General features: G+C 64.5%; 17 protein-coding genes. 8 read left to right on the forward strand and 9 right to left on the reverse strand.

Annotation, left to right across the window (positions count from 1 at the left end; all coding sequences use genetic code 11):
* The first annotated feature begins 10 nt into the window (after positions 1-10).
* Positions 11-2107: a Stk1 family PASTA domain-containing Ser/Thr kinase gene (gene pknB / locus ABIB27_RS08150; RefSeq protein WP_354216853.1), complete on the forward strand. Its 2097-nt coding sequence runs from the start codon at positions 11-13 to the stop codon at positions 2105-2107.
* Positions 2108-2147: 40 nt separating this feature from the next.
* Here the strand turns inward: pknB and ABIB27_RS08155 are convergent, their stop codons facing one another.
* Together ABIB27_RS08155 and ABIB27_RS08160 are read right to left on the reverse strand one after the other, a co-directional pair.
* Positions 2148-3542, reverse strand: a complete 1395-nt coding sequence (locus ABIB27_RS08155) for a class II 3-deoxy-7-phosphoheptulonate synthase (RefSeq protein ID WP_354216852.1) — start codon at positions 3540-3542, stop codon at positions 2148-2150.
* A gap of 68 nt (positions 3543-3610) precedes the next feature.
* Positions 3611-4351, reverse strand: a complete 741-nt coding sequence (locus ABIB27_RS08160; RefSeq protein ID WP_354216851.1) for a lysophospholipid acyltransferase family protein — start codon at positions 4349-4351, stop codon at positions 3611-3613.
* 111 nt (positions 4352-4462) lie between these two features.
* Between ABIB27_RS08160 and ABIB27_RS08165 the strand changes: the two genes are divergently transcribed.
* The 3 genes from ABIB27_RS08165 to ABIB27_RS08175 are packed head-to-tail and all read left to right on the forward strand — an operon-like array spanning position 4463 to position 6715.
* Positions 4463-5272, forward strand: coding sequence for an alpha/beta hydrolase (locus ABIB27_RS08165; protein ID WP_354253773.1), 810 nt, complete (start codon positions 4463-4465; stop codon positions 5270-5272).
* The gene (locus ABIB27_RS08170; RefSeq protein WP_354253774.1) at positions 5272-6066 is read left to right on the forward strand and encodes an alpha/beta hydrolase; all 795 of its coding nucleotides are present in this window, start codon (positions 5272-5274) and stop codon (positions 6064-6066) included. The genes ABIB27_RS08165 and ABIB27_RS08170 overlap by 1 nt, the downstream gene beginning before the upstream one ends.
* A complete protein-coding gene (locus ABIB27_RS08175; protein ID WP_354253775.1) occupies positions 6059-6715 on the forward strand; it encodes a hypothetical protein in 657 nt (218 codons plus the stop codon). Before ABIB27_RS08170 ends, ABIB27_RS08175 begins: the two co-directional genes overlap by 8 nt.
* A gap of 50 nt (positions 6716-6765) precedes the next feature.
* Here ABIB27_RS08175 and ABIB27_RS08180 read toward each other — a convergent pair whose 3' ends face one another.
* Positions 6766-7776, reverse strand: a complete 1011-nt coding sequence (locus ABIB27_RS08180; protein WP_354216901.1) for an ROK family glucokinase — start codon at positions 7774-7776, stop codon at positions 6766-6768.
* A 257-nt stretch (positions 7777-8033) separates the two neighbouring features.
* Between ABIB27_RS08180 and ABIB27_RS08185 the strand changes: the two genes are divergently transcribed.
* Positions 8034-9842, forward strand: a complete 1809-nt coding sequence (locus ABIB27_RS08185) for an AMP-dependent synthetase/ligase (RefSeq protein WP_354216847.1) — start codon at positions 8034-8036, stop codon at positions 9840-9842.
* 100 nt (positions 9843-9942) lie between these two features.
* On the opposite strand, the gene ABIB27_RS08190 is transcribed toward ABIB27_RS08185, so the two are convergent.
* Positions 9943-13341 carry a pyruvate carboxylase gene (locus tag ABIB27_RS08190; protein WP_354216846.1) on the reverse strand — a complete coding sequence of 1133 codons (3399 nt, stop codon included), beginning with the start codon at positions 13339-13341 and terminating at the stop codon, positions 9943-9945.
* Positions 13342-13644: 303 nt separating this feature from the next.
* On the opposite strand from ABIB27_RS08190, the gene ABIB27_RS08195 reads away from it, so the two are divergent.
* A complete protein-coding gene (locus ABIB27_RS08195; RefSeq protein WP_354216845.1) occupies positions 13645-14466 on the forward strand; it encodes a ParA family protein in 822 nt (273 codons plus the stop codon).
* A gap of 109 nt (positions 14467-14575) precedes the next feature.
* On the opposite strand, the gene ABIB27_RS08200 is transcribed toward ABIB27_RS08195, so the two are convergent.
* The 5 genes from ABIB27_RS08200 to gcvH form a co-directional block, all read right to left on the reverse strand.
* A complete protein-coding gene (locus ABIB27_RS08200) occupies positions 14576-15172 on the reverse strand; it encodes a MerR family transcriptional regulator (protein ID WP_354216844.1) in 597 nt (198 codons plus the stop codon).
* Positions 15173-15409: 237 nt separating this feature from the next.
* A complete protein-coding gene (locus ABIB27_RS08205; RefSeq protein ID WP_354216843.1) occupies positions 15410-15913 on the reverse strand; it encodes a bifunctional nuclease family protein in 504 nt (167 codons plus the stop codon).
* Positions 15913-16629: a transcriptional regulator FtsR gene (gene ftsR / locus ABIB27_RS08210; protein ID WP_354216842.1), complete on the reverse strand. Its 717-nt coding sequence runs from the start codon at positions 16627-16629 to the stop codon at positions 15913-15915. Before ftsR ends, ABIB27_RS08205 begins: the two co-directional genes overlap by 1 nt.
* A gap of 23 nt (positions 16630-16652) precedes the next feature.
* Positions 16653-17129 (reverse strand): FHA domain-containing protein, encoded by a 477-nt coding sequence (locus ABIB27_RS08215; protein ID WP_354216841.1) that lies wholly within the window; start codon positions 17127-17129, stop codon positions 16653-16655.
* A 143-nt stretch (positions 17130-17272) separates the two neighbouring features.
* The gene (gcvH, locus tag ABIB27_RS08220; protein ID WP_354216840.1) at positions 17273-17659 is read right to left on the reverse strand and encodes a glycine cleavage system protein GcvH; all 387 of its coding nucleotides are present in this window, start codon (positions 17657-17659) and stop codon (positions 17273-17275) included.
* Between the two features lie 118 nt (positions 17660-17777).
* On the opposite strand from gcvH, the gene ABIB27_RS08225 reads away from it, so the two are divergent.
* Positions 17778-18422 carry a hypothetical protein gene (locus ABIB27_RS08225; RefSeq protein ID WP_354216839.1) on the forward strand — a complete coding sequence of 215 codons (645 nt, stop codon included), beginning with the start codon at positions 17778-17780 and terminating at the stop codon, positions 18420-18422.
* A 4-nt stretch (positions 18423-18426) separates the two neighbouring features.
* Positions 18427-19296 (forward strand): Fpg/Nei family DNA glycosylase, encoded by an 870-nt coding sequence (locus ABIB27_RS08230; protein WP_354216838.1) that lies wholly within the window; start codon positions 18427-18429, stop codon positions 19294-19296.
* Positions 19297-19347 lie beyond the last annotated feature (51 nt).

Consider the following 19347-nt stretch of genomic DNA (forward strand, 5'->3'; position numbering starts at 1 on the left):
GGATCGTAGGGTGCAGGAACACGTGTCTGACCTCCTTGCTGGAACGCTGGTGGATAACCGCTATGCCGTCCGCTCCAAAGTCGCGCGCGGAGGCATGTCCACCGTCTATCTGGCAACCGATCTCCGGTTGGAGCGGGATGTTGCCCTGAAGGTCCTCCATCCCCACCTCGCCACGGATGAGACCTTCCTGGGGCGGCTTGGCAGTGAGGCGAAGGCCGCTGCGAAACTGTCCCATCCGCACGTGGTGGGCGTACTGGACCAGGGCAATGACGGACTGACGGCCTATCTGGTGATGGAGTACATCAAGGGCCACACCCTTCGGGACGTCATCAGGTCAAAGGGTGCGCTGCCTCCCCGGCTGGCCCTTGCCTTGATTGATCCTGTGGTTGAAGGCCTGGGCGAGGCCCACGCCGCCGGGCTGATCCACCGCGATGTCAAACCTGAAAACGTGCTCATCGCCGACGACGGCCGCATCAAGATCGGCGACTTCGGTTTGGCCCGCGCCGTGACAACGTCCACCAGCACGGGAACCCTGATCGGTACCGTAGGCTACCTCTCCCCCGAGCTTGTGCTTGGAAAGACTGCCGATGCACGCAGCGACATCTACTCAGTGGGCATCATGCTGTATGAGATGCTCACCGGCCAACAGCCATACGGCGGCGACGTCCCCATCCAGGTTGCCTACAAGCATGTCCACGAAACCGTGGGCCCGCCGTCGGCCCTGGTGCCTGGGCTCGCCGCTGAAATGGATGAACTTGTTCAGTGGTGTACCTCCAACGACCCGGAAAACCGGCCCGTGGACGGCCATGCCCTCCTGCAGGAACTGCGCCATATCCGGACGAACCTCACGAATTCCGAACTGGACCTCCTGCCCCCGGCCGCCGTCCCTGCCGGGCAGCAGAATCCCACCGAGATCATCGCGCGGACGAACAATCCCACCGCCGCGCTGTCGTCCCTTTCCCGGCCGCAGCCCCCGCAACCTCCGCAACCGTCGCGCCAGCCGCACTCCCCTTACGCGCAGCATGCCCTGTACCCGCCGGAGGATCGCTACCCTCCCGAAACACAGCACATCCAGTACACACAGGATGCCCGGAACCAATCACCAGATTCGGCTGCCGTCCCGCTCAGCAAGCGTGAGCAGCGCAAAGCCGATCGCGAGGACGAGAAGGCACGGTCCCGCGCTGCGGCCACCCCCGTCCGGAGCCTGCGCGAAGGCAGCCCGCGGCGCCGCGGCATCTTGTGGGCGGTAGTCCTGATCATCATCGCGTTGCTCGCCACCGGGGCCGGCTGGTTCTTTGGTATGGGGCCCGGATCCGCGGCCACCATTCCGGCGGTCGCCAACAAGTCAGTGGCACAGGCGCAGCAGCTATTGAGCAAGGCAGGCTTCCAGTCCCGGACCAACGATGTATTCGACGACGACGTTCCCTCGGGATTGGTGGTGGGCTCAGACCCGGCGGCCGGGACCGAAATCAGGAAGTTCCTGCCAGTGGCGCTGTTTGTCTCCAAAGGACCACAGCTGTTCGGGCTGCCGAAGCTGACGGGCGGAACCCTCGAGGAAGCCAAGGTGGCACTGAACCAGGCTGAGATGGCCCTTGGGAATGTCACCGAAGAATTTGATGAGGCCGTTGCCGCCGGCGTGGTGCTCGCCCAGGATCCGGCGTCCGCGATTCCCGCCCGGCACGGCACACCGGTGAACCTGCTGGTGTCCAAGGGGACGCAGCCAATACCAGTGCCCGCCGTGGTGGGCCTGGAAGAGAACGAGGCCGTGGACGCCATCGAAGCCGCCGGCCTCAAGGCCGACGTCGCGAAGGACGAGGTCCACGATCCCAAGGTGCCCAAGGGATCGGTTGCCGCGCAGTCGCCGGCCACCGGAACCCTGACGAAGGGCTCAACGGTGACACTGAGGATTTCTGACGGACCCAAGCTTGTAAAGGTGCCCAGCTTCGTCGGCAAGCGGGCCGCGGAAGCCCGCAAGGGACTGGAAGCCCTGGGATTCAAGGTTGAGGTCAACAACATCCTGGGCGGCTTCTTCGGCACGGTCCGGGACCAGGACCCTGTGAACGAGGACGTCCCGGAAGGGTCCGTCATCACCCTCACGGTGGTGTAACCGGCGGCCTGCCGGCTACACCACCGTCGTGATCAGGGATTCAGTGCTTGACAAGTGCCCCGGCCACAAGGAACGCCATTTCGAGTGACTGCATGTGGTTCAGGCGGGGGTCGCAGACCGACTCGTACTTGTCCAGGAACGCGTCCTGGTCCACTGGATCGGCACCGCCGAGGCATTCGGCAACGTCGTCGCCGGTCATCTCCACGTGCAGGCCACCAGGAACGGTGCCCAAGGCGTGGTGCACTTCGAAGAACCCGCGCACTTCGTCAATAACGTCGTCGAAATTGCGCGTCTTGTAGCCGTTGGGCGACGTGACGGTGTTGCCATGCATGGGATCCGTGACCCAGAGGACCTGGGCGCCGGAAGCGGTGACCTTTTCGACGACGGCGGGAAGCTTTTCGCGGATGTTTCCCGCACCCATGCGCGTGATGAATGTCAGGCGGCCGGGTTCGCGCTCCGGGTCCAGTTTGTCGATGAGGCGCAGGGCGTCGTCGCCGGAAGTGGACGGGCCCAGTTTCACGCCGATCGGATTGCGGACGCGGGAGAGGAAGTCGACGTGGGCGTCGTCGAGTCCGCGCGTCCGCTCCCCGATCCAGAGGAAATGCGCGGAGGTGTCGTAGGGGAAACCAGTGCGGGAGTCGATGCGGGTCAGGGCCCGCTCATAGTCCAGCAGCAGCGCTTCGTGGCTCGCGAAGAACTCCACCCGTTTGAGTGCCTCGAAGTCCGCACCGCAGGACGCCATGAACTTGATGGCACGGTCAATGTCGCGGGCCAGGGACTCATAGCGGGCGTGCGCCGGGTTTTCGGTGAAGCCCTTGTTCCACTGGTGCACCGAACGAAGGTCGGCAAAGCCACCCTGTGTGAAGGCCCGGATGAGGTTCAGCGTGGACGCCGACGTGTGGTAGGCCCTGAGCATCCGGGCAGCGTCGTGGCCGCGGGATTCAGGCGTGAAATCGTAGCCGTTGACGATGTCGCCGCGGTACGCCGGAAGCGTCACGCCATCGCGGGTTTCGTCATTGGAAGAACGTGGCTTGGCGAACTGGCCGGCCATTCGGCCCATCTTGATGACGGGCATCGCGGCACCGTAAGTGAGCACCACCGCCATCTGCAGGATGGTTTTCACACGGGCGCTGATCTTGTCTGCAGTGGCAGCCTCAAAGGTCTCAGCGCAGTCGCCGCCCTGGAGCAAAAACGCCTTGCCCTGGGCCGCGGCTGCCAGCCGCTCACGCAGGACATCGACTTCGCCGGCAAAAACCAGCGGCGGGAGGACGGAAAGTTCCCGGACCGAGGCGTCAAAGACGTCCTTGTCCTGCCAGCTGGGCTGCTGGGAGACGGGAAGATTCCGCCAGTCATCAAGGCCAGGATAGTTGGCTGCTCCGCTCTGGGCGGTGCTGGACAGCGAAAAGGCAGGTTTTGCAGATAGCTCAGTCACCATCTAAGACTAATGCTCGCCGCTGGCTTCAGGACACCTGACCGTCACGCGTTCGGAGAGCGGCGTCACAGTCAGCTTGCGTCCGGGTCCTTGCTGCCGGGCTCCGCAGGTTCCATGGGTTCGGTGGTCTCCACCCCGGCGAGCCGTAGTTTCACCACGGCCGCGTATTCGTCCACATATTGCTGGCCGGAAAGCCGCATCAGTTCGAACATGATTTCGTCCGTGACTTTGCGCTGAACCAGCCGGTCTTCGGCTTGGTCTGCGTACTCGCTGAAATCCAGCGGTGCCCCAAAAATCATGCCGATCCGCCGGATATTAGGCATCCGTTTGCCGATGGGCTGAACCTTGTCAGTTCCGATCATCGCTACCGGAATCACCGGGACCCCGGCCTGGAGGGCCAGCCTGGCCACGCCCACTTTGCCCCGGTAGAGCCGGGCGTCGGGGCTGCGGGTGCCCTCCGGGTAGATCCCCAGCAGGCCGCCGCTGGTGAGGACATCCATGCCGGCGTTCAGCGAACCCGCCGACGCGGCGCCGCCGGACCTATCCATGGGCAGCTGGTTGGTGAGCCTGAAGAACATGGCCGTCAGCCGGCCTTTGACACCGCTCCCCGTGAAGTACTCGGATTTGGCAAGGAAAACAACCGGCCGTGGCACCATCAGGGGCATAAAGATTGAATCGGAGAACGAGAGGTGGTTCGAGGCGATGATGGCAGCGCCCGCTGCCGGAACGTTGTCCAGGCCCTTGACCCAAGGGCGGAAAAGCAGCCGCAGCACCGGACCCAGGAAGACTCTTTTCATGACCCAATAGAACACGTGTCAAACCTCTCCGGAAGCCTGCCGGCTGGCCCGTCGATGGGTCCGGCCAGCACTTCAATGCAACCCTACTCTAGTGAGATTTGTCCGGAACAGTGACACGATGGTGTCATGACAGAAAGCAGCACTCCGCCCCGGCCTGCCGCTTTCAGCTACCCCGGCCATGGTTCCAATGCAAGGACCGGGATCGCCATCTGCCACGGGTTTACCGGAAGTCCGCTCAGCGTCCTGCCATGGGCGGAGGAGCTCGCTGCCCAGGGTTTTGCCGTCTCCGTCCCTCTCCTTCCCGGCCACGGCACGGACTGGCGCCAACTTGCACGCTCGAATTGGCGCGAATGGTACGGAACCTTCGAAGCGGCCTACCAGGAGCTCGAGGCCCGCACGGACCATTGTTTTGTGGCCGGCTTGTCGATGGGTGGTGCCATCGCGCTGCTGACGGCCGCACGGCATCCAGTGGCCGGTGTCTCCGTGGTAAATCCCGGGCTTAGCTTCTACGACCGCCGGGTCCGCATCATCGGGGTGCTCAAGTATTTCCAGCGCACCACACTGCCCATCCAGGAGGAACAGCCGACAGCGGCGGTAACCGAAGACGGCGACTACTCGCTCACGCCCTTGGCAGCGGTGCACGAGCTTAAGCGGCTGTTCGGCGCGGCTGTTCGCGGCTTGCGTAAAATAGACGCCCCGGTGCAGGTCTTCAAGTCCCGGGCCGACGCCGTCGTTCCACCCACTTCGCTCTCCACCCTGCGCCACAGGCTGGGCCCCCGGCTGACGGAGGTTGTGGACCTTCACAACAGTGGACATGTCGCAACCCTGGACGTTGACGCGCCGGAAATTTTCGCCCGTTCCAGTCAGTTTTTCCTCGACCATTCAGCCAGCACGGCAACCCCGGCCCGCACCCCGCACACCACCTCGGAGACTTAATGACCAGCCTTCCGGACCACAGTCCTTTCAGCAGCACAGCGTCCGGTGACGTTGGCCGGATCGGGGTGGTCCTCTCCCACGGGTTTACGGGAAGCCCCCACGGACTCCGTGCCTGGGGACAGTCGCTCGCGGACGCCGGCTTCGCCGTACGGATGCCGCTGCTGCCCGGCCACGGCACAAGTTGGCAGGAGCTGGCACGGACACGCTGGACGCAGTGGCATGCCGAACTGGACCGCGCGTTCCTGGAACTCGACGCCAAGTGTGATCATGTCTTTACTGCCGGCCTGAGCATGGGAGGGGCACTGGCACTGCGGATCGCCGCCACCAGGCCAGTCAGCGGCGTAATCTTGGTGAACCCCGGACTGGTCATCGACGATCCCCGCGCCCCGCTGGCCGGAATCCTGAAATTCGTCATGAAGAGCACCCCCGCGATCGCCAACGACATCCTAAAACCGGGCATGGACGAAGCCGCGTATCCGCGGACGCCGGTGGCAGCCGCCCACGAGCTAAACAAGATGTTCAAGGACACCGTCAGGCTGCTCCCCCGGGTCACCGCACCTGTCCGGGTGTTCCGTTCGACGGTGGACCATGTGGTCTCAGACTCCAGCATTGTGGCTTTGCGCCGTGGCCTGACCAACGCCCCGCTGACCCTGACCTCCCTAGAGAACAGCTACCACGTAGCAACACTGGACAACGACGCCGAGGAAATCTTCCGCGGGTCCGTGGAGTTTATCCGGACGGTGCTGGCGGACACGGCAGCAGCCCACGTCCAGGAGGGCATCCCCCATGACTAGGCCCAATTCAGGTTCGCCGGATCCGAGTGCAAACCAGGACGATGCTGTCTGGCTGGACCTGGTGGCCCGGCTGGAGGGGAAGTCCGCCGACGGCAGCAGCGTCGCGCCGGACAACAACTCTGCCGGCCCCGAGACTACAGGGAGCCCCGATGACCATGCGGGCTCCGATGCCACAGGCCCGGACGCAAGCAGGGACGACCCCGCAAATACGCCGCGACCGTCCGCGACCTTCCGCGACTTTGATCCCCTGGGCCTGGCTGGCCCTGCCCCCATGGAGTTGTCCGCGGCCGAACGGCTCGCGGCCCCGCCCGGCGGCGGGCCATCCCGCCCCAGTGAGGATGCCGGCGTCGGTCAGAACGGTCAGGACGGCCAGGCTGGCGGCCCGCGTGACTATGAGGTGGATGACGACGGCGGCGAGTTCGTTCCCGAAGAACCACCAAGCCTGGCGGGAACAGATCCACTGACCATGCTCGCCTGGCTTGGCGCAGTCGGCGCCCCCGCGGCGCTGCTCCTGTCCGTCATGTTCTGGCGGTCAGCGCCGCTCCTGGCGATATCGGGCATGGTGGCAGCGTTCATCCTGGCCGTGGTCTACCTGATCATGAAGCTGCCCCAGGAAAAGGATGAGAACGACGACGGCGCCCGCGTCTGAGCTGCGGCCCTCACCGCAGTAACGGGCAGCTGCAGCCGCCGGTTCCCATGTCAGGCGCGCATGCGGCTGCTCACCCGTGATAGATCCGCGGCTCCGATGAGCCCTGCGTTGGGTCCCAGCGCAGCCAGCTCGATGCCGGCGGCGGGGCGGAAACCGCGGCCTGTCAAGTTCCTGGCGAACGCTTTGCGGGCCGGCTCCACCAGCAGGTCCCCCGCAGAGCAGAGTCCGCCGCCGATCACAAAGAGCCCCGGGTCCAGCGAGGCTGCCAGGTTCGCCAATCCAAGGCCCAGCCACTCCCCCACTTCCTCCAGGAGTTCGCGGCACGCGGCGTCGCCGGCCAGGGCCAGATCAGTGACGATCGCCCCGGTGATCCGGTCCGTCCTGCCGCCAACTGTGGCCAGCAGTTCCTGGGCCACCGGCGAATTGGCCGCCGCCAGGATCCTCGCCTCCCTCCCCAGGGCATTGCCGGAGGCGTACTGTTCCCAGCAGCCCCGGTTGCCGCACTCACAGCGGTGTCCGCCGGGCATGATGATCTGGTGTCCAAATTCGCCGGCGACACCAAACCGGCCGCGCTCCACCCGGCCATCCATCACCATGGCGCCGCCGATGCCGGTGCCGAGGGTGATGCACACCAGCCGGTCCTCACCTTGCCCGGCACCAAAGCGCCATTCCGCCCAGGCCGCGGCGTCGGCGTCGTTCGACAGCAGGACGGGCCGGCGCAGGAGTCGCTGAAGGTTGGCCCGCAGAGGCTCGTTGCGCCACGCGAGGTGCGGACTGAACAGCACTGTTCCACCGTCCAGGTCCATCCACCCGGCTGCCCCGATGCCCACTGACCGGATCCGGTGGCTCGCGCCCAACTCATCCACCAGCTCCACGATGACCTGCTCCACTGCCCGTGGGTCACTGCCGGGGGTGGACCGCCGTGACTCACTGAGGATCCTGCCGTCAGCGTCCACTACACCGGCAGCCACTTTGGTGCCGCCGATGTCGATCCCGATCGCCAGTCCCTTGCGCCGAAGCCGCAGATGCTCGCGGAACCTTTCTCCCCGCCAGGGCTGCATCCGCGCAGGCCGGGGCCGCCGCCGCCAAGGCGCGGGACGGCCGGGCGGACCGGCCTGCGATGCGGGGGACGTTGCATACATAGTGCCTCATTGTAGGCGCGCCCCGGGCACTGTGCCGGGAGCCCGGCGCCGTGCGTTCGAGCATCCTTTGACGGATATGTTACTGGCCAGTAGGTTTAGTACTGCACGGCCACGTTGCAGGCGTATTAGTCTTTAGGCATACCCTGTGCGGGTCCATGGATATCGAAGGAGCTATAGTGCGAGAATTCAGTGTTCCGCCGCTGGTTGTGGTCCCACCGGAAACCAACATCACACACCTTGTGCTGCGGCAGGCCGCCAAGCCCAGCAACCCGGCACTGTTCTCGCGGCTGAATTCTGCGGGCGCCTGGCAGGACGTCTCCGCCAAGGACTTCCTGGCCGACGTCTCCGCGCTTGCCAAGGGTCTGATCGCAAGCGGTGTGGGTGCCGGTGACAGGGTGGGCATCATGTCCCGCACGCGTTACGAATGGGCACTCGTTGACTTCGCCATCTGGTTTGCCGGAGCCGTGTCGGTGCCGATCTATGAGACCTCCTCGCCGTCCCAGGTTGCCTGGAACCTGGGCGACTCGGGTGCCGTCGCCGCCTTCGGCGAGTCCGCCCACCACGAAGACATCATCCGGCAGGCTGCCACCTCCGAGGGACTCACCGCCCTTCAGCACGTCTGGCAGCTCGAAGGCGCCGGGCTGGACGCGGTCCGCGAGGCCGGGCGTGGCGTCAGCGATGCCGACCTTGAAGCGCGCCGCTCGTCCGCCGGGCTCAGTGACGTTGCCACCATCATCTATACCTCCGGCACCACTGGACGGCCCAAGGGCTGCGAGCTGACCCACGGCAACTTCGTTGAACTGTCCGACAACGCCTTGGCCATACTCGGCGACGTCGTCAATGAGCAGGCCAGAACCATTATGTTCCTGCCGTTGGCTCACGTCTTTGCGCGCTTCATCTCCGTGCTGGCTGTTGCCGCAGGGGCAACCGTGGCGCACACGCCAGACATTAAGAACCTGCTGGCGGACCTGCAAAGCTACCAGCCCACGTTTATCCTCGCCGTGCCGCGCGTGTTCGAGAAAGTTTACAACTCGGCGCTTACCAAGGCAGAGGACGGCGGCAAGGGCGCAATTTTCCACAAGGCCACGGAAACCGCCATCGCATTCTCCAAAGCACGGCAGGCCGGGCATGTGGGCCTGGGACTGAAACTCCAGCACACTGTGTTCGACAAACTGGTCTACGGCAAGTTGCGTGCCGCCATGGGCGGGAACGTGGCCCACGCCGTGTCCGGCGGCGGTCCCCTCGGCGAACGGCTTGGCCATTTCTTCCAGGGCATCGGCTTGCAGATCCTGGAGGGTTATGGCCTGACGGAGACCACCGCCCCTATTTCCGTGAACACTCCGGCCCTGATCAAGATCGGTTCCGTGGGCAAACCCCTGCCAGGAAACTCGGTCCGGATCGCCGAGGACGGGGAAATCCTCGCCAAGGGTGTGTGCGTCATGCACGGGTATTACCAGCGTGAGGACCTGATGGCCGACACGTTTGCCGATGGCTGGTTCCGCACCGGCGACATCGGAAAACTCGATGACAGCGGCTTCCTCTGGATCACAGGCCGCAAGAAGGAAATCATTGTCACGGCCAGCGGCAAGAATGTGGTTCCGGCCCTGTTGGAGGACCAGATCCGTGCCGATGCGCTGGTCTCCCAGGTCCTCGTGGTGGGCGACAACCGGCCGTTCATCGGCGCCCTGGTGACCCTGGACCAGGAGGCACTTCCCGGCTGGCTGCAGCGCCACGGCCTGCCGAACACCACCACCCTGGCGGAGGCGGTGGAGAATCCCGTCGTCAAGGCAGCCGTCCAGGACCTCATCACGCAGGCCAACACTTCGGTGTCCCAGGCCGAGGCCATCAAGTCCTTCCGAATCGTCGCGGCCGACTTCACCGAGGCCTCCGGCCACCTGACGCCGTCCATGAAAGTGAAGCGTGCCCAGGTAATGAAGGACTTCGAGACCGTCATCGAGGAAATGTACGGCGCTCCGCGCAGCTAGCAGTCCCGGCAAGGCCGGAAACAACAAACGCGGGGTCACTTGCCGCCCGTCCGATGCAGCACCCGGATGGGCGGGAAGCGACCCCGCGTTGCTTTAAGTCTTAGTGTTCAACGACCAGGAGGAGATCTCCGCCCTGGACCTGCTCTACTGCCGAAATGGCGAGGCGCGAGACTTTGCCTGCCACCGGCGTTGTGATGGATGCTTCCATCTTCATCGCTTCGATGGTGGCCACGGTGTCACCCGCATTGACCGTATCGCCGGCCTTGGCCGTCACCGTGACAGCGCCGGCGAACGGCGCGGCGACGTGGCCCGGCTGGGCCGGATCCGCCTTCTCGGCAGCCTTGACGTTACTCACCACGGAACGGTCACGGACGACGACGGGGCGCGACTGCCCGTTCAGCGTACACATCACCGTGCGCATGCCCTTTTCGTCCGGCTCGGAGACGGCCTCGAGCGAGGCGATCAGCCGGACGCCCTTTTCGAGCTGGATCTCGTGCTCGGCGCCACGCTGAAGACCGTAGAGGTAATCGCGGGTGTCGAGGACGGAGATGTTGCCATAGGTCTCCACGCTCTTGAGGTAGTCCTTGGTGGGGCCATCAAAGAGCAGCCGGTTCAGAGTACTTTGCCGGGTCTTGGAGTCGCCCTTGAGCGCGGCGCTGTCCTCGGGGCTGAGCTCCACGTCGCGGACCTTGATGCTGCGGCCCTGGAGTGCCTTGGTGCGGAACGGTTCCGGCCAGCCCCCGGGCGGGTCGCCGAGTTCGCCGGACAGGAACCCAATGACGGAGTCGGGGATGTCGTAGTTCTGGGGATTCTCGTTGAAGTCCGCGGGGTCTGCGTTCAGCCCCACCAGGTGCAGGGCAAGGTCGCCCACCACCTTCGAGGACGGCGTGACCTTCACCAGGCGACCCAGGATACGATCCGCCGCCGTATACATGTCCTCGATCGCTTCGAAGCGCTCCCCCAGTCCCAGCGCCATGGCCTGCTGGCGCAGGTTAGACAGCTGACCGCCCGGGATCTCATGCTGGTAGACCCGGCCGGTGGGGCCGGGCAGGCCCGATTCGAACGGCGCATAAACGCGGCGCACGGCCTCCCAGTACGGCTCCAGGGAGCTGACGGCATCCAGGCTCAGGCCGGTGTCCCGCGGGGTATGGGCCAGTGCGGCCACGAGGGCGGAGGCAGACGGCTGGCTGGTGGTGCCGGCCAGCGACGCCGACGCGACGTCGACGGCGTCCACGCCGGCGTCCACTGCCGCCATCAGGGTGGCCAGCTGGCCGCCGGCGGTGTCGTGGGTGTGGAGGTGGACCGGGAGGTCGAAGCGTTCGCGCAGGGCGGCAACCAGCTTCGCGGCCGCAGCCGGACGCAGGAGGCCGGCCATGTCCTTGATGGCCAGGATGTGGGCACCGGCGTCCACAATCCGCTGTCCCAGTTCCAGGTAGTAGTCCAGCGTGTAGAGCTTCTCATCCGGGTTCAGCAGATCGCCGGTGTAGCACAGGGCTACCTCTGCCACTGCCGTGCCAGTGGCCCGGACTGCACGGATGGCGGGCGCCATCTGGTTTACGTCATTGAGCGCATCGAAGATACGGAAAATGTCGATGCCGGTGGCTGCGGCTTCGTTGACGAAAGCCTCGGTCACCTCTTCCGGGTACGGCGTGTAGCCAACGGTGTTCCGGCCGCGCAGCAGCATCTGCAGGCAGACATTCGGCAGCGCCTTCCGCAAGGCCGCAAGGCGGTCCCACGGGTCCTCGCCGAGGAAGCGCAGTGCCACGTCGTAGGTGGCGCCGCCCCAGGCTTCGACGGACAAGAGCTCCGGCAGCAGCGCAGTGACTGCCGGGCCAGCCGCTACGAGGTCGCGGGTGCGAACCCGGGTGGCCAGCAGCGACTGGTGGGCATCGCGGAAAGTGGTGTCCGTGACGGCAACGGCAGTCTGTTCACGCAGGGCCTTCGCGAAGCTTTCCGGGCCGAGCTCCTGCAGGCGCTGGCGGGAGCCGGCGGCCGGCTCCTGATCGCCTACGGCTGGCAGCTTTCTGGCCGGATCCGAGTGCACTGTGAGCTCGCCGTGGGGCTTGTTGACCGTCACTTCGGCCAGCCAGTTGAGGAGCTTTGTGCCGCGGTCAGCGGAGACCCGGGCCTTCAGGAGCTGCGGACGCTCGTCGATGAAGTTCGTTGCCACGTTGCCGGCAATGAAGTCGGCATCGTCCAAAACGGCCTGCAGGAAGGAAATGTTGGTGGATACACCGCGGATACGGAATTCCGCCAGGGCGCGGCGTGCACGGGCTACGGCGGCAGGGTAGTCTCGGCCACGGCAGCTGAGCTTGACCAGCATGGAGTCGAAGTGCGGGCTGATTTCGGCACCTGCGTAAACGGTGCCGCCGTCGAGCCGTACACCGGCGCCGCCGGCAGAACGGTAGCCGGTGATCTTCCCGACGTCGGGACGGAACCCGTTTGCCGGGTCCTCCGTGGTGATGCGGCACTGCAGTGCAGCGCCCTTGAGCTGGACAGTGTCCTGGGAGAGGCCAAGGTCCGCCAGGGTTTCGCCGGATGCGATCCGCAGCTGGGCCTGCACCAGGTCAACGTCCGTCACTTCCTCGGTGACAGTGTGTTCCACCTGGATGCGGGGGTTCATTTCGATGAAGACGTGCTGTCCGGCGCGTTCGCCAACGGTATCCACCAGGAACTCCACGGTTCCGGCGTTGACGTAGTTGAGGGCCTTCGCGAACTTCACGGCGTCACGATAGAGGGCCTGGCGGATGCCCTCGTCCAGGTTGGGCGCCGGCGCGATCTCAATGACCTTCTGGTGGCGGCGCTGGATGGAGCAGTCCCGCTCGAACAGGTGGATGACGTTGCCCTCGGCGTCCGCCAGGATCTGCACCTCGATGTGGCGCGGGCGAAGAACTGCCTGCTCCAGGAACATGGTGGGGTCACCGAAAGCCGCATCGGCTTCGCGCATGGCCGCCTGCAGGGCCTCCGGAAGGGCCTCACGCGTGTCGACCCGGCGCAGGCCGCGTCCGCCACCGCCAGCCACAGCCTTCGCGAAGATGGGGAAGCCGATCTCGTCAGCCGCAGCGATCAGTTCGTCCAGGTCCTTCGTGGGCTCACTCGACTTAAGGACTGGAATGCCGGCCTCACGTGCGGCCTTGAGTGCCGCCACCTTGTTGCCGGCAAGCTCCAGCACCTCAGCCGGCGGGCCAACGAAGGTGATTCCCGCCTCTTGGGCAGCGCGGGCCAGGTCCGGGTTTTCGGAGAGGAAGCCGTAACCGGGGTAGATGGCGTCGGCACCGGATTCCTTGGCTACCCGCACAACCTCGGCAACGTCCAGATATGCGCGGACGGGGTGTCCCTCTTCGCCGATCAGATACGCCTCATCGGCCTTCTGGCGGTGGATCGAGTTACGGTCTTCGTTGGGAAAAACGGCAACGGTCTTGGCGCCCAGTTCGTAGCTGGCGCGGAAGGCCCTAATCGCGATTTCGCCGCGGTTGGCCACCAGAATCTTGGAAAACATACTTCTCCTGCATCATTGCGGGTATATCGGTAGGTGGTCACAGTGTCCAAGACCTGTAGCCACAAACACAAATCATTGTGTCCACAGTCACAGAAACCTCTGTCATGTCCCGCGTGCATCGACAAAGGCTGGCACAACCGGCCCACTTACCGGGCCGCAATGCCATGCCTCGCTCCCATAAGGCGGTAATCGCCGGCATAGCCACATATGATGAATAAGGCGGCAGGAGCCGCCCGGCTTCGGCACTACCGGAGCAAACATTACCCCCAACACGGCAGCCGGCGTTAGGTTTTGGTCTCACAAGTGCAAGTAGTCAGCATCAGCAGCCTCAAGGGCGGAGTCGGCAAGACTTCCGTCACCACAGGATTGGCGTCTGCGGCGCTGGCCGCGGGCATCCCCACACTCGTCGTGGACCTTGATCCCCATGCAGACGCGACCACAGCCCTCGGCGTGCAGCCCGGGGACCACCTGGACATCGGCCGGATGCTCAAAAGCCCACGCCGGACCAAGCTGGCTGATAATGTCGCGGGCAGCTCGTGGACGGCGCGGGGGCACTTAAACGGATCCGGCCAGGCCGTGCTGGACGTCGCGGTTGGTTCGGCCTACACCGGCATCTACGACCGCCCCGACCTTGGCCGCCGCGACCTCCGCCGGCTCTCCGGAGTCCTGTCCGGCGCCACAAACTATGAGCTGGTACTCATCGACTGCCCGCCGTCCCTCAACGGCCTGACCCGGATGGCATGGTCCGCGAGCGACAAAGTGGCGCTGGTGGCTGAACCCGGTCTCTTTTCTGTGGCCGGCACCGAACGGACCATGCGCGCCATCCAGCTCTTCAAACAGGAATTTGCACCGAACCTCTCCCCCGCGGGCATAGTGGCCAACCGTGTGCGCACGGGCTCGTCCGAACACTCCTACCGGCTCGCGGAGATGGAATCGATGTTTGGCGACCTGCTGCTAAGTCCGCGCATCCCGGAACAGGCCAACTGGCAGCAGATCCAGGGTGCCGCCTACCCTGTGCACCACTGGCCGGGCGAATCGGCCAAATCCTCGGCAGCCCTGTTCGACGCCCTCCTGGCCAACCTGCTTGCGGCAGGCAGCGGACTGCGCAACCGAACCCAGCGTTAGGTCCCCGGACAATTCCGGCAGTACCGGACGCCTAACGGGATTCCGGCGGACAACAGAAGAGGCCACCCCGCGGGGTGGCCTCTTCTGTCCGTTGTCTGCAGGAACCCGCTCAGCTGATCTTGCGTGCGGCGCGCCGCTTGCTCAGCTCGTCGTCCGGAAAGGACTGCACTGCTGCGTGTTCGCTCGGCAGGGATGCCAGGCTGCCCTCAACTTCGCGCCAGACCCGGCCCACGGCGATACCGAAAACGCCCTGGCCGCCCTGCACAAGGTCGATGACCTCGTCAGCGGACGTGCATTCGTAAACGCTCGCGCCGTCGCTCATAAGCGTGATCTGTGCCAGATCCTCAACACCGCGTTCGCGCAGGTGCTCCACCGCTGAACGGATCTGCTGAAGGGAGACCCCCGTGTCCAGCAGGCGCTTGACGACTTTGAGCACCAGGATGTCGCGGAAACCATAAAGCCGCTGCGACCCGGAGCCGGCAGCACCACGGACGGCAGGTTCAACCAGCCCGGTGCGCGCCCAGTAGTCCAACTGGCGGTACGTTATGCCGGCGGCCTTGCAGGCCGTGGGTCCGCGGTAGCCGGCGTCTTCGTCAAGGACGGGGAGGTCTTCAGTAAACAGGAGGCCCTGGGCACCGCTCGCGGGCAGGGCCACACCAGCCGTTGTGGGCTGCTTTAGCCCGCCTGCTTCGCCTTTGGGACTCACCTGGATCCTCCTTGTCATAAGCTCCCGGGGACCACTGCACCAGCCGGTGCACACATGAAGTCCATGCATGTAATTTCGCGGGGGTCCTACTTTTACAGTGTGACTTGCGCGGTTGCTGTAAGCAATGGGAGCTTGATACCTTCGACGTTAGGCCCGCGGCGTCCTCAGGTCAAAGATCTAGGACGCTTAGCGAGTCGTGTCGGAACGTTCAGCCTGAACTTTAACCTTAACGTGACATCAGCCTTCGAAATCCTCGGGCTCCACGTCGTCCAGGAACTCACGGAAACGCCGCAGTTCCCGCTCCTCGTCCACGGTGGGGCCCGGCTCCGCATCCTCACCTTCATCGTGTTCTGTAATGCGGACGCCGGCTTCGTCCATAACTGAGTCAGCACACCAGATGCGGCACTTGGCCCGCAACGCAATCGCCAGGGCATCCGACGCGCGCGAACTGACAGTGGTGCCGTTCTCGAACTGGAGCTGGCCGTAGAAGATATTGTCCTCGACCGCCACGATGTTTACGCTGACCACCGAATGGCCCAGGGATTCCACCACGTCCACCAGAAGGTCATGAGTCATGGGCCGCGGCGGCACCACCCCTTGCTGGGCCAGGGCGATGGCGCTGGCCTCGGGCGTTCCGATCCAAATGGGCACGTGGCGCTCACCATGGATCTCGCGCAGGAGGACCAGCGGCTGGTTGGACGGCAACTCGATGCGAACGCCCACGATCTCGACTTCGATCATCAGATATCCATACGGGAGATCCGGTCCTGCACCAGGGCGCGGTGCAGAATCAAACAAAGCTCACTGATTTCACGGGCGGCTTCGGCAGCCCGAGACTGAGAGGCGGAATCGCGACGGGAGGCGAGGGGGGCAACCGCCCGCTCCACGAGACCGAATTCACGTTCGGCGGCGGCCTGGAACGGACGCAGGTGGCGCGGCTCCAGGCCGTGGCCCTCCAATTGCACGCAGGCCCGGGCCACCTGGAGCGCGTTTTCATCAAACTTGCCGTTGCTGTGGCTGACCAGCCCAAAGCTAAGCAGCGACTGCAACAGGGGGACGCTCGCACCGGACTCGGCCCGCAATTGTTCCTCACTGAAATTCCGTCCGCGGTTTTGGAGCTCCGCAGCCAGTTCATCAGACACGATCCGCGGCGAAACCACGACGCCAGGCGGGAGGTTTTCCGGGCGCTCTCCCCTGTCGATGGCATCAAGGTAGTCCTTGATGACTTTCAGGGGAAGGTACTGGTCCCGTTGCAGGGCGAGCACAAACCGGAGACGCTCAACATCGCTTTCCGCGTACTGCCGGTAGCCGGCCGGGGTACGGCGCGGGTTGATCAGTCCCTTTTCCTCAAGGAACCTGATTTTCGACGCACTCATGCCGGGAAAATCGCCGCTGAGCTGGGCGAGGACTTCCCCGATGTTCAGGACTTGGGGCCCCCGGCGTTCCGGTTGTGCCATTGCCACAGGCAACTGTCCCGGTATCAGTCGCGGCCTGCTGCGCGGGCAGGGCTGAGGTAGAAGGTGAGGCGGAACTTGCCGATCTGGACTTCGTTTCCGGATTTGAGCTCAACGCTGTCCACACGGTCGTGGTTGACGTACGTGCCGTTGAGGCTGCCGGTGTCCACCACTTCAAAGCTCCGGGCGGTGCGGCGGAACTCGACGTGGCGGCGAGACACGGTGACGTCATCGAGGAAGATGTCGGCGTCCGGGTGACGGCCGGCGGTGGTGGAGTCCGTGTCCAGCAGGAAGCGTGCGCCGGCATTCGGTCCGCTGTGGGCTACCAGGAGGGCCGAGCCGGCAGGCAGCGCCTCCACGGACGAACGTTCGTCTGACGACAGCCTCGGCGCGATGGCGGGTTCGTCGGTGACGGGGGTGAGGTGTATAGAGGTGGTCTCCGAAGCCCTGGCCGCACCCTTGCCGTAATCGCCTTCGGCATGGTCCTTTTTGTGGCCAACCATGGATTCCTCCTCATTCACTGCAGCTCACACGCCTGCATTCAACATTTCCCTGACGGACACCCCGCGCAGATCCGACTCGGGCCCCGATCCGGCCACTGACGTGCGAAGACGCCCGTGGGCCTGACCGGATGAAGCCGTTAGGTTTAGCCTACCTGTTGTTCGTACTCGGATGCACTGAGCAAAGACTCCACTGCGTCAGCTTCAGCGAGTTTGATCTCGATCAGCCAGCCATCGCCATACGGATCCGTGTTGATCAACGCCGAATCGGTGTCGAGGGACTCGTTGCGGGCCACCACTTCGCCGCTCACGGGCGCGTAAATGTCGCTGACGCTCTTGGTGGATTCCACCTCGCCCACCACTTCATTCGCCGTCACTTTGCTGCCGGCCTCAGGCATCTGCGCGTACACAACATCCCCAAGGGCGTCCTGGGCGAAATCTGTTATGCCCACCCGGACCACGCCGTCGGCGTTCGGTGCGGTTATCCACTCGTGCTCAGCGGTGTAGGACAGGTCTTCGGGAATGTTGCTCATCAGGGGCCTTTCATCGGGTCAATCACCACTGTCAACGGGGCCTAAAAAACAAGCCGCCGCTGAAAGTATAGGCACAACTCCACAAGCGTTCGAGGATGATTCTGACATGATGGGACCCATGAGATCACCTGCACAGGAAACGCCCAGGATAAAGGGAAACTGGGCACCGCGGATCATTCTCGGCGCAGTGGCGTTGCTGGTCCTCGTCATCGCATTCTTCGCCCTCGCGGCTATCCTGCCGGTCTGGTGGGCGAACGTCATCCGTAGCCAGGTGCAGGGGAATCTTGGTGCCGGCATCCAGTTGGGAATGTTCTACGGGTTCGTTTTCACTCTATTGCCTCTCCTGGTCGCATGGCAGGCAACGCACAAAAAGATCGGGTGGGCCTGGATACTCGTGTTCCTGTTTGCCGCCGTGGCCCTCGCGATGCCCAACCTGCTGACCGCGGGCATCACGTTCGGCAACTCCGAGGCCGCGCACAACGGTCAACGAATCCTGGGAACCGAAGCCACTTGGTTCCCGCTGTGGACGCAGATCTCGGCTGTCGCCGCTGTCGTAGTTTTTGTGGCTGGCGTCATCCTGTGGAAGATCTGGCGGCTGCGCGGCAAAAAGGTCAAGGCGCTCAAGAAAGCCGACGCCGACCGCTCCCAGGCTGCCAAGGCGGTTCAGGACCCCGCACTTGCGCTGGCAATCCACGACCCCGCGCCGGACCCAGGGTCCACTTCAAAGCCAGCGATAGCCGACGGCCAGGCCGACCCCAGGTAGAGCCATGCCGGAGCTCCCAGAGGTTGCAGGCTTGGCGGGATTCCTGGATGGGCAGCTGCGCGGATCGATGGTGCAAAAAGTCCAGATCGTCTCATTCGCCGTCCTTAAGACCGCAGATCCGCCTTATGCCGCGCTGGAGGGCTGCACTGTCGCCAGCGTGCGGCGGTTCGGAAAGTTCGTCAGCGTTGACACTGACGGGCCCTCGTTTGTCTTCCACCTCGCCAGGGCGGGCTGGGTCCGGTTCACCGACTCCCCGGCCGACACGCAGCTCCGGCTGGGCAAGGGCTACATCGCCGCGCGGCTCGCATTCACGGGCCCCGACGGGCGCCACGGCATGGATCTTACCGAGGCCGGGACGAAAAAGAGCCTGGCGGTGTACGTGGTGCGCGACCCCCATGATGTGCCGGGCATCGCGGCCCTCGGGCCGGACCCGTTCAGCCAAGAGTTCGACGCCGAGACGCTGGCAGGGATCCTGGGCGCCAGTTCCCAGCAGGTCAAGGGAGTCCTGCGGAGCCAGAGCGTGATAGCAGGGATCGGAAACGCTTACAGCGACGAAATCCTGCACGCCGCCAGGATCTCCCCCTTCGCCATCGCCAAGTCACTGGACCGAGAGACCGTACAGGTTTTGTTCGACGCGATCCACAGCATCCTGGGCACAGCCCTGGCCGAGGCCGCGGGCAAGCCGCCCAGTGAACTCAAGGACGTCAAACGCAGCCACATGCGGGTCCATGCCCGGACCGGCGAGGCCTGCCCGGTATGTGGGGACACGGTCCGGGAGGTGTCGTTCGCCGACACGGCCCTGCAGTACTGCCCCACCTGCCAGACCCAGGGAAAGGTATTGGCGGACCGCAGGACATCCAGGTTCCTGAAATAAGGAATTTCCGGAACATCCTGTAGGAATTTTCCGCAAAAGCCGGCACAAAAC

Origin of the sequence: Arthrobacter sp. UYEF21, from assembly GCF_040546085.1 — a bacterium.
Lineage (GTDB): Bacteria > Actinomycetota > Actinomycetes > Actinomycetales > Micrococcaceae > Arthrobacter.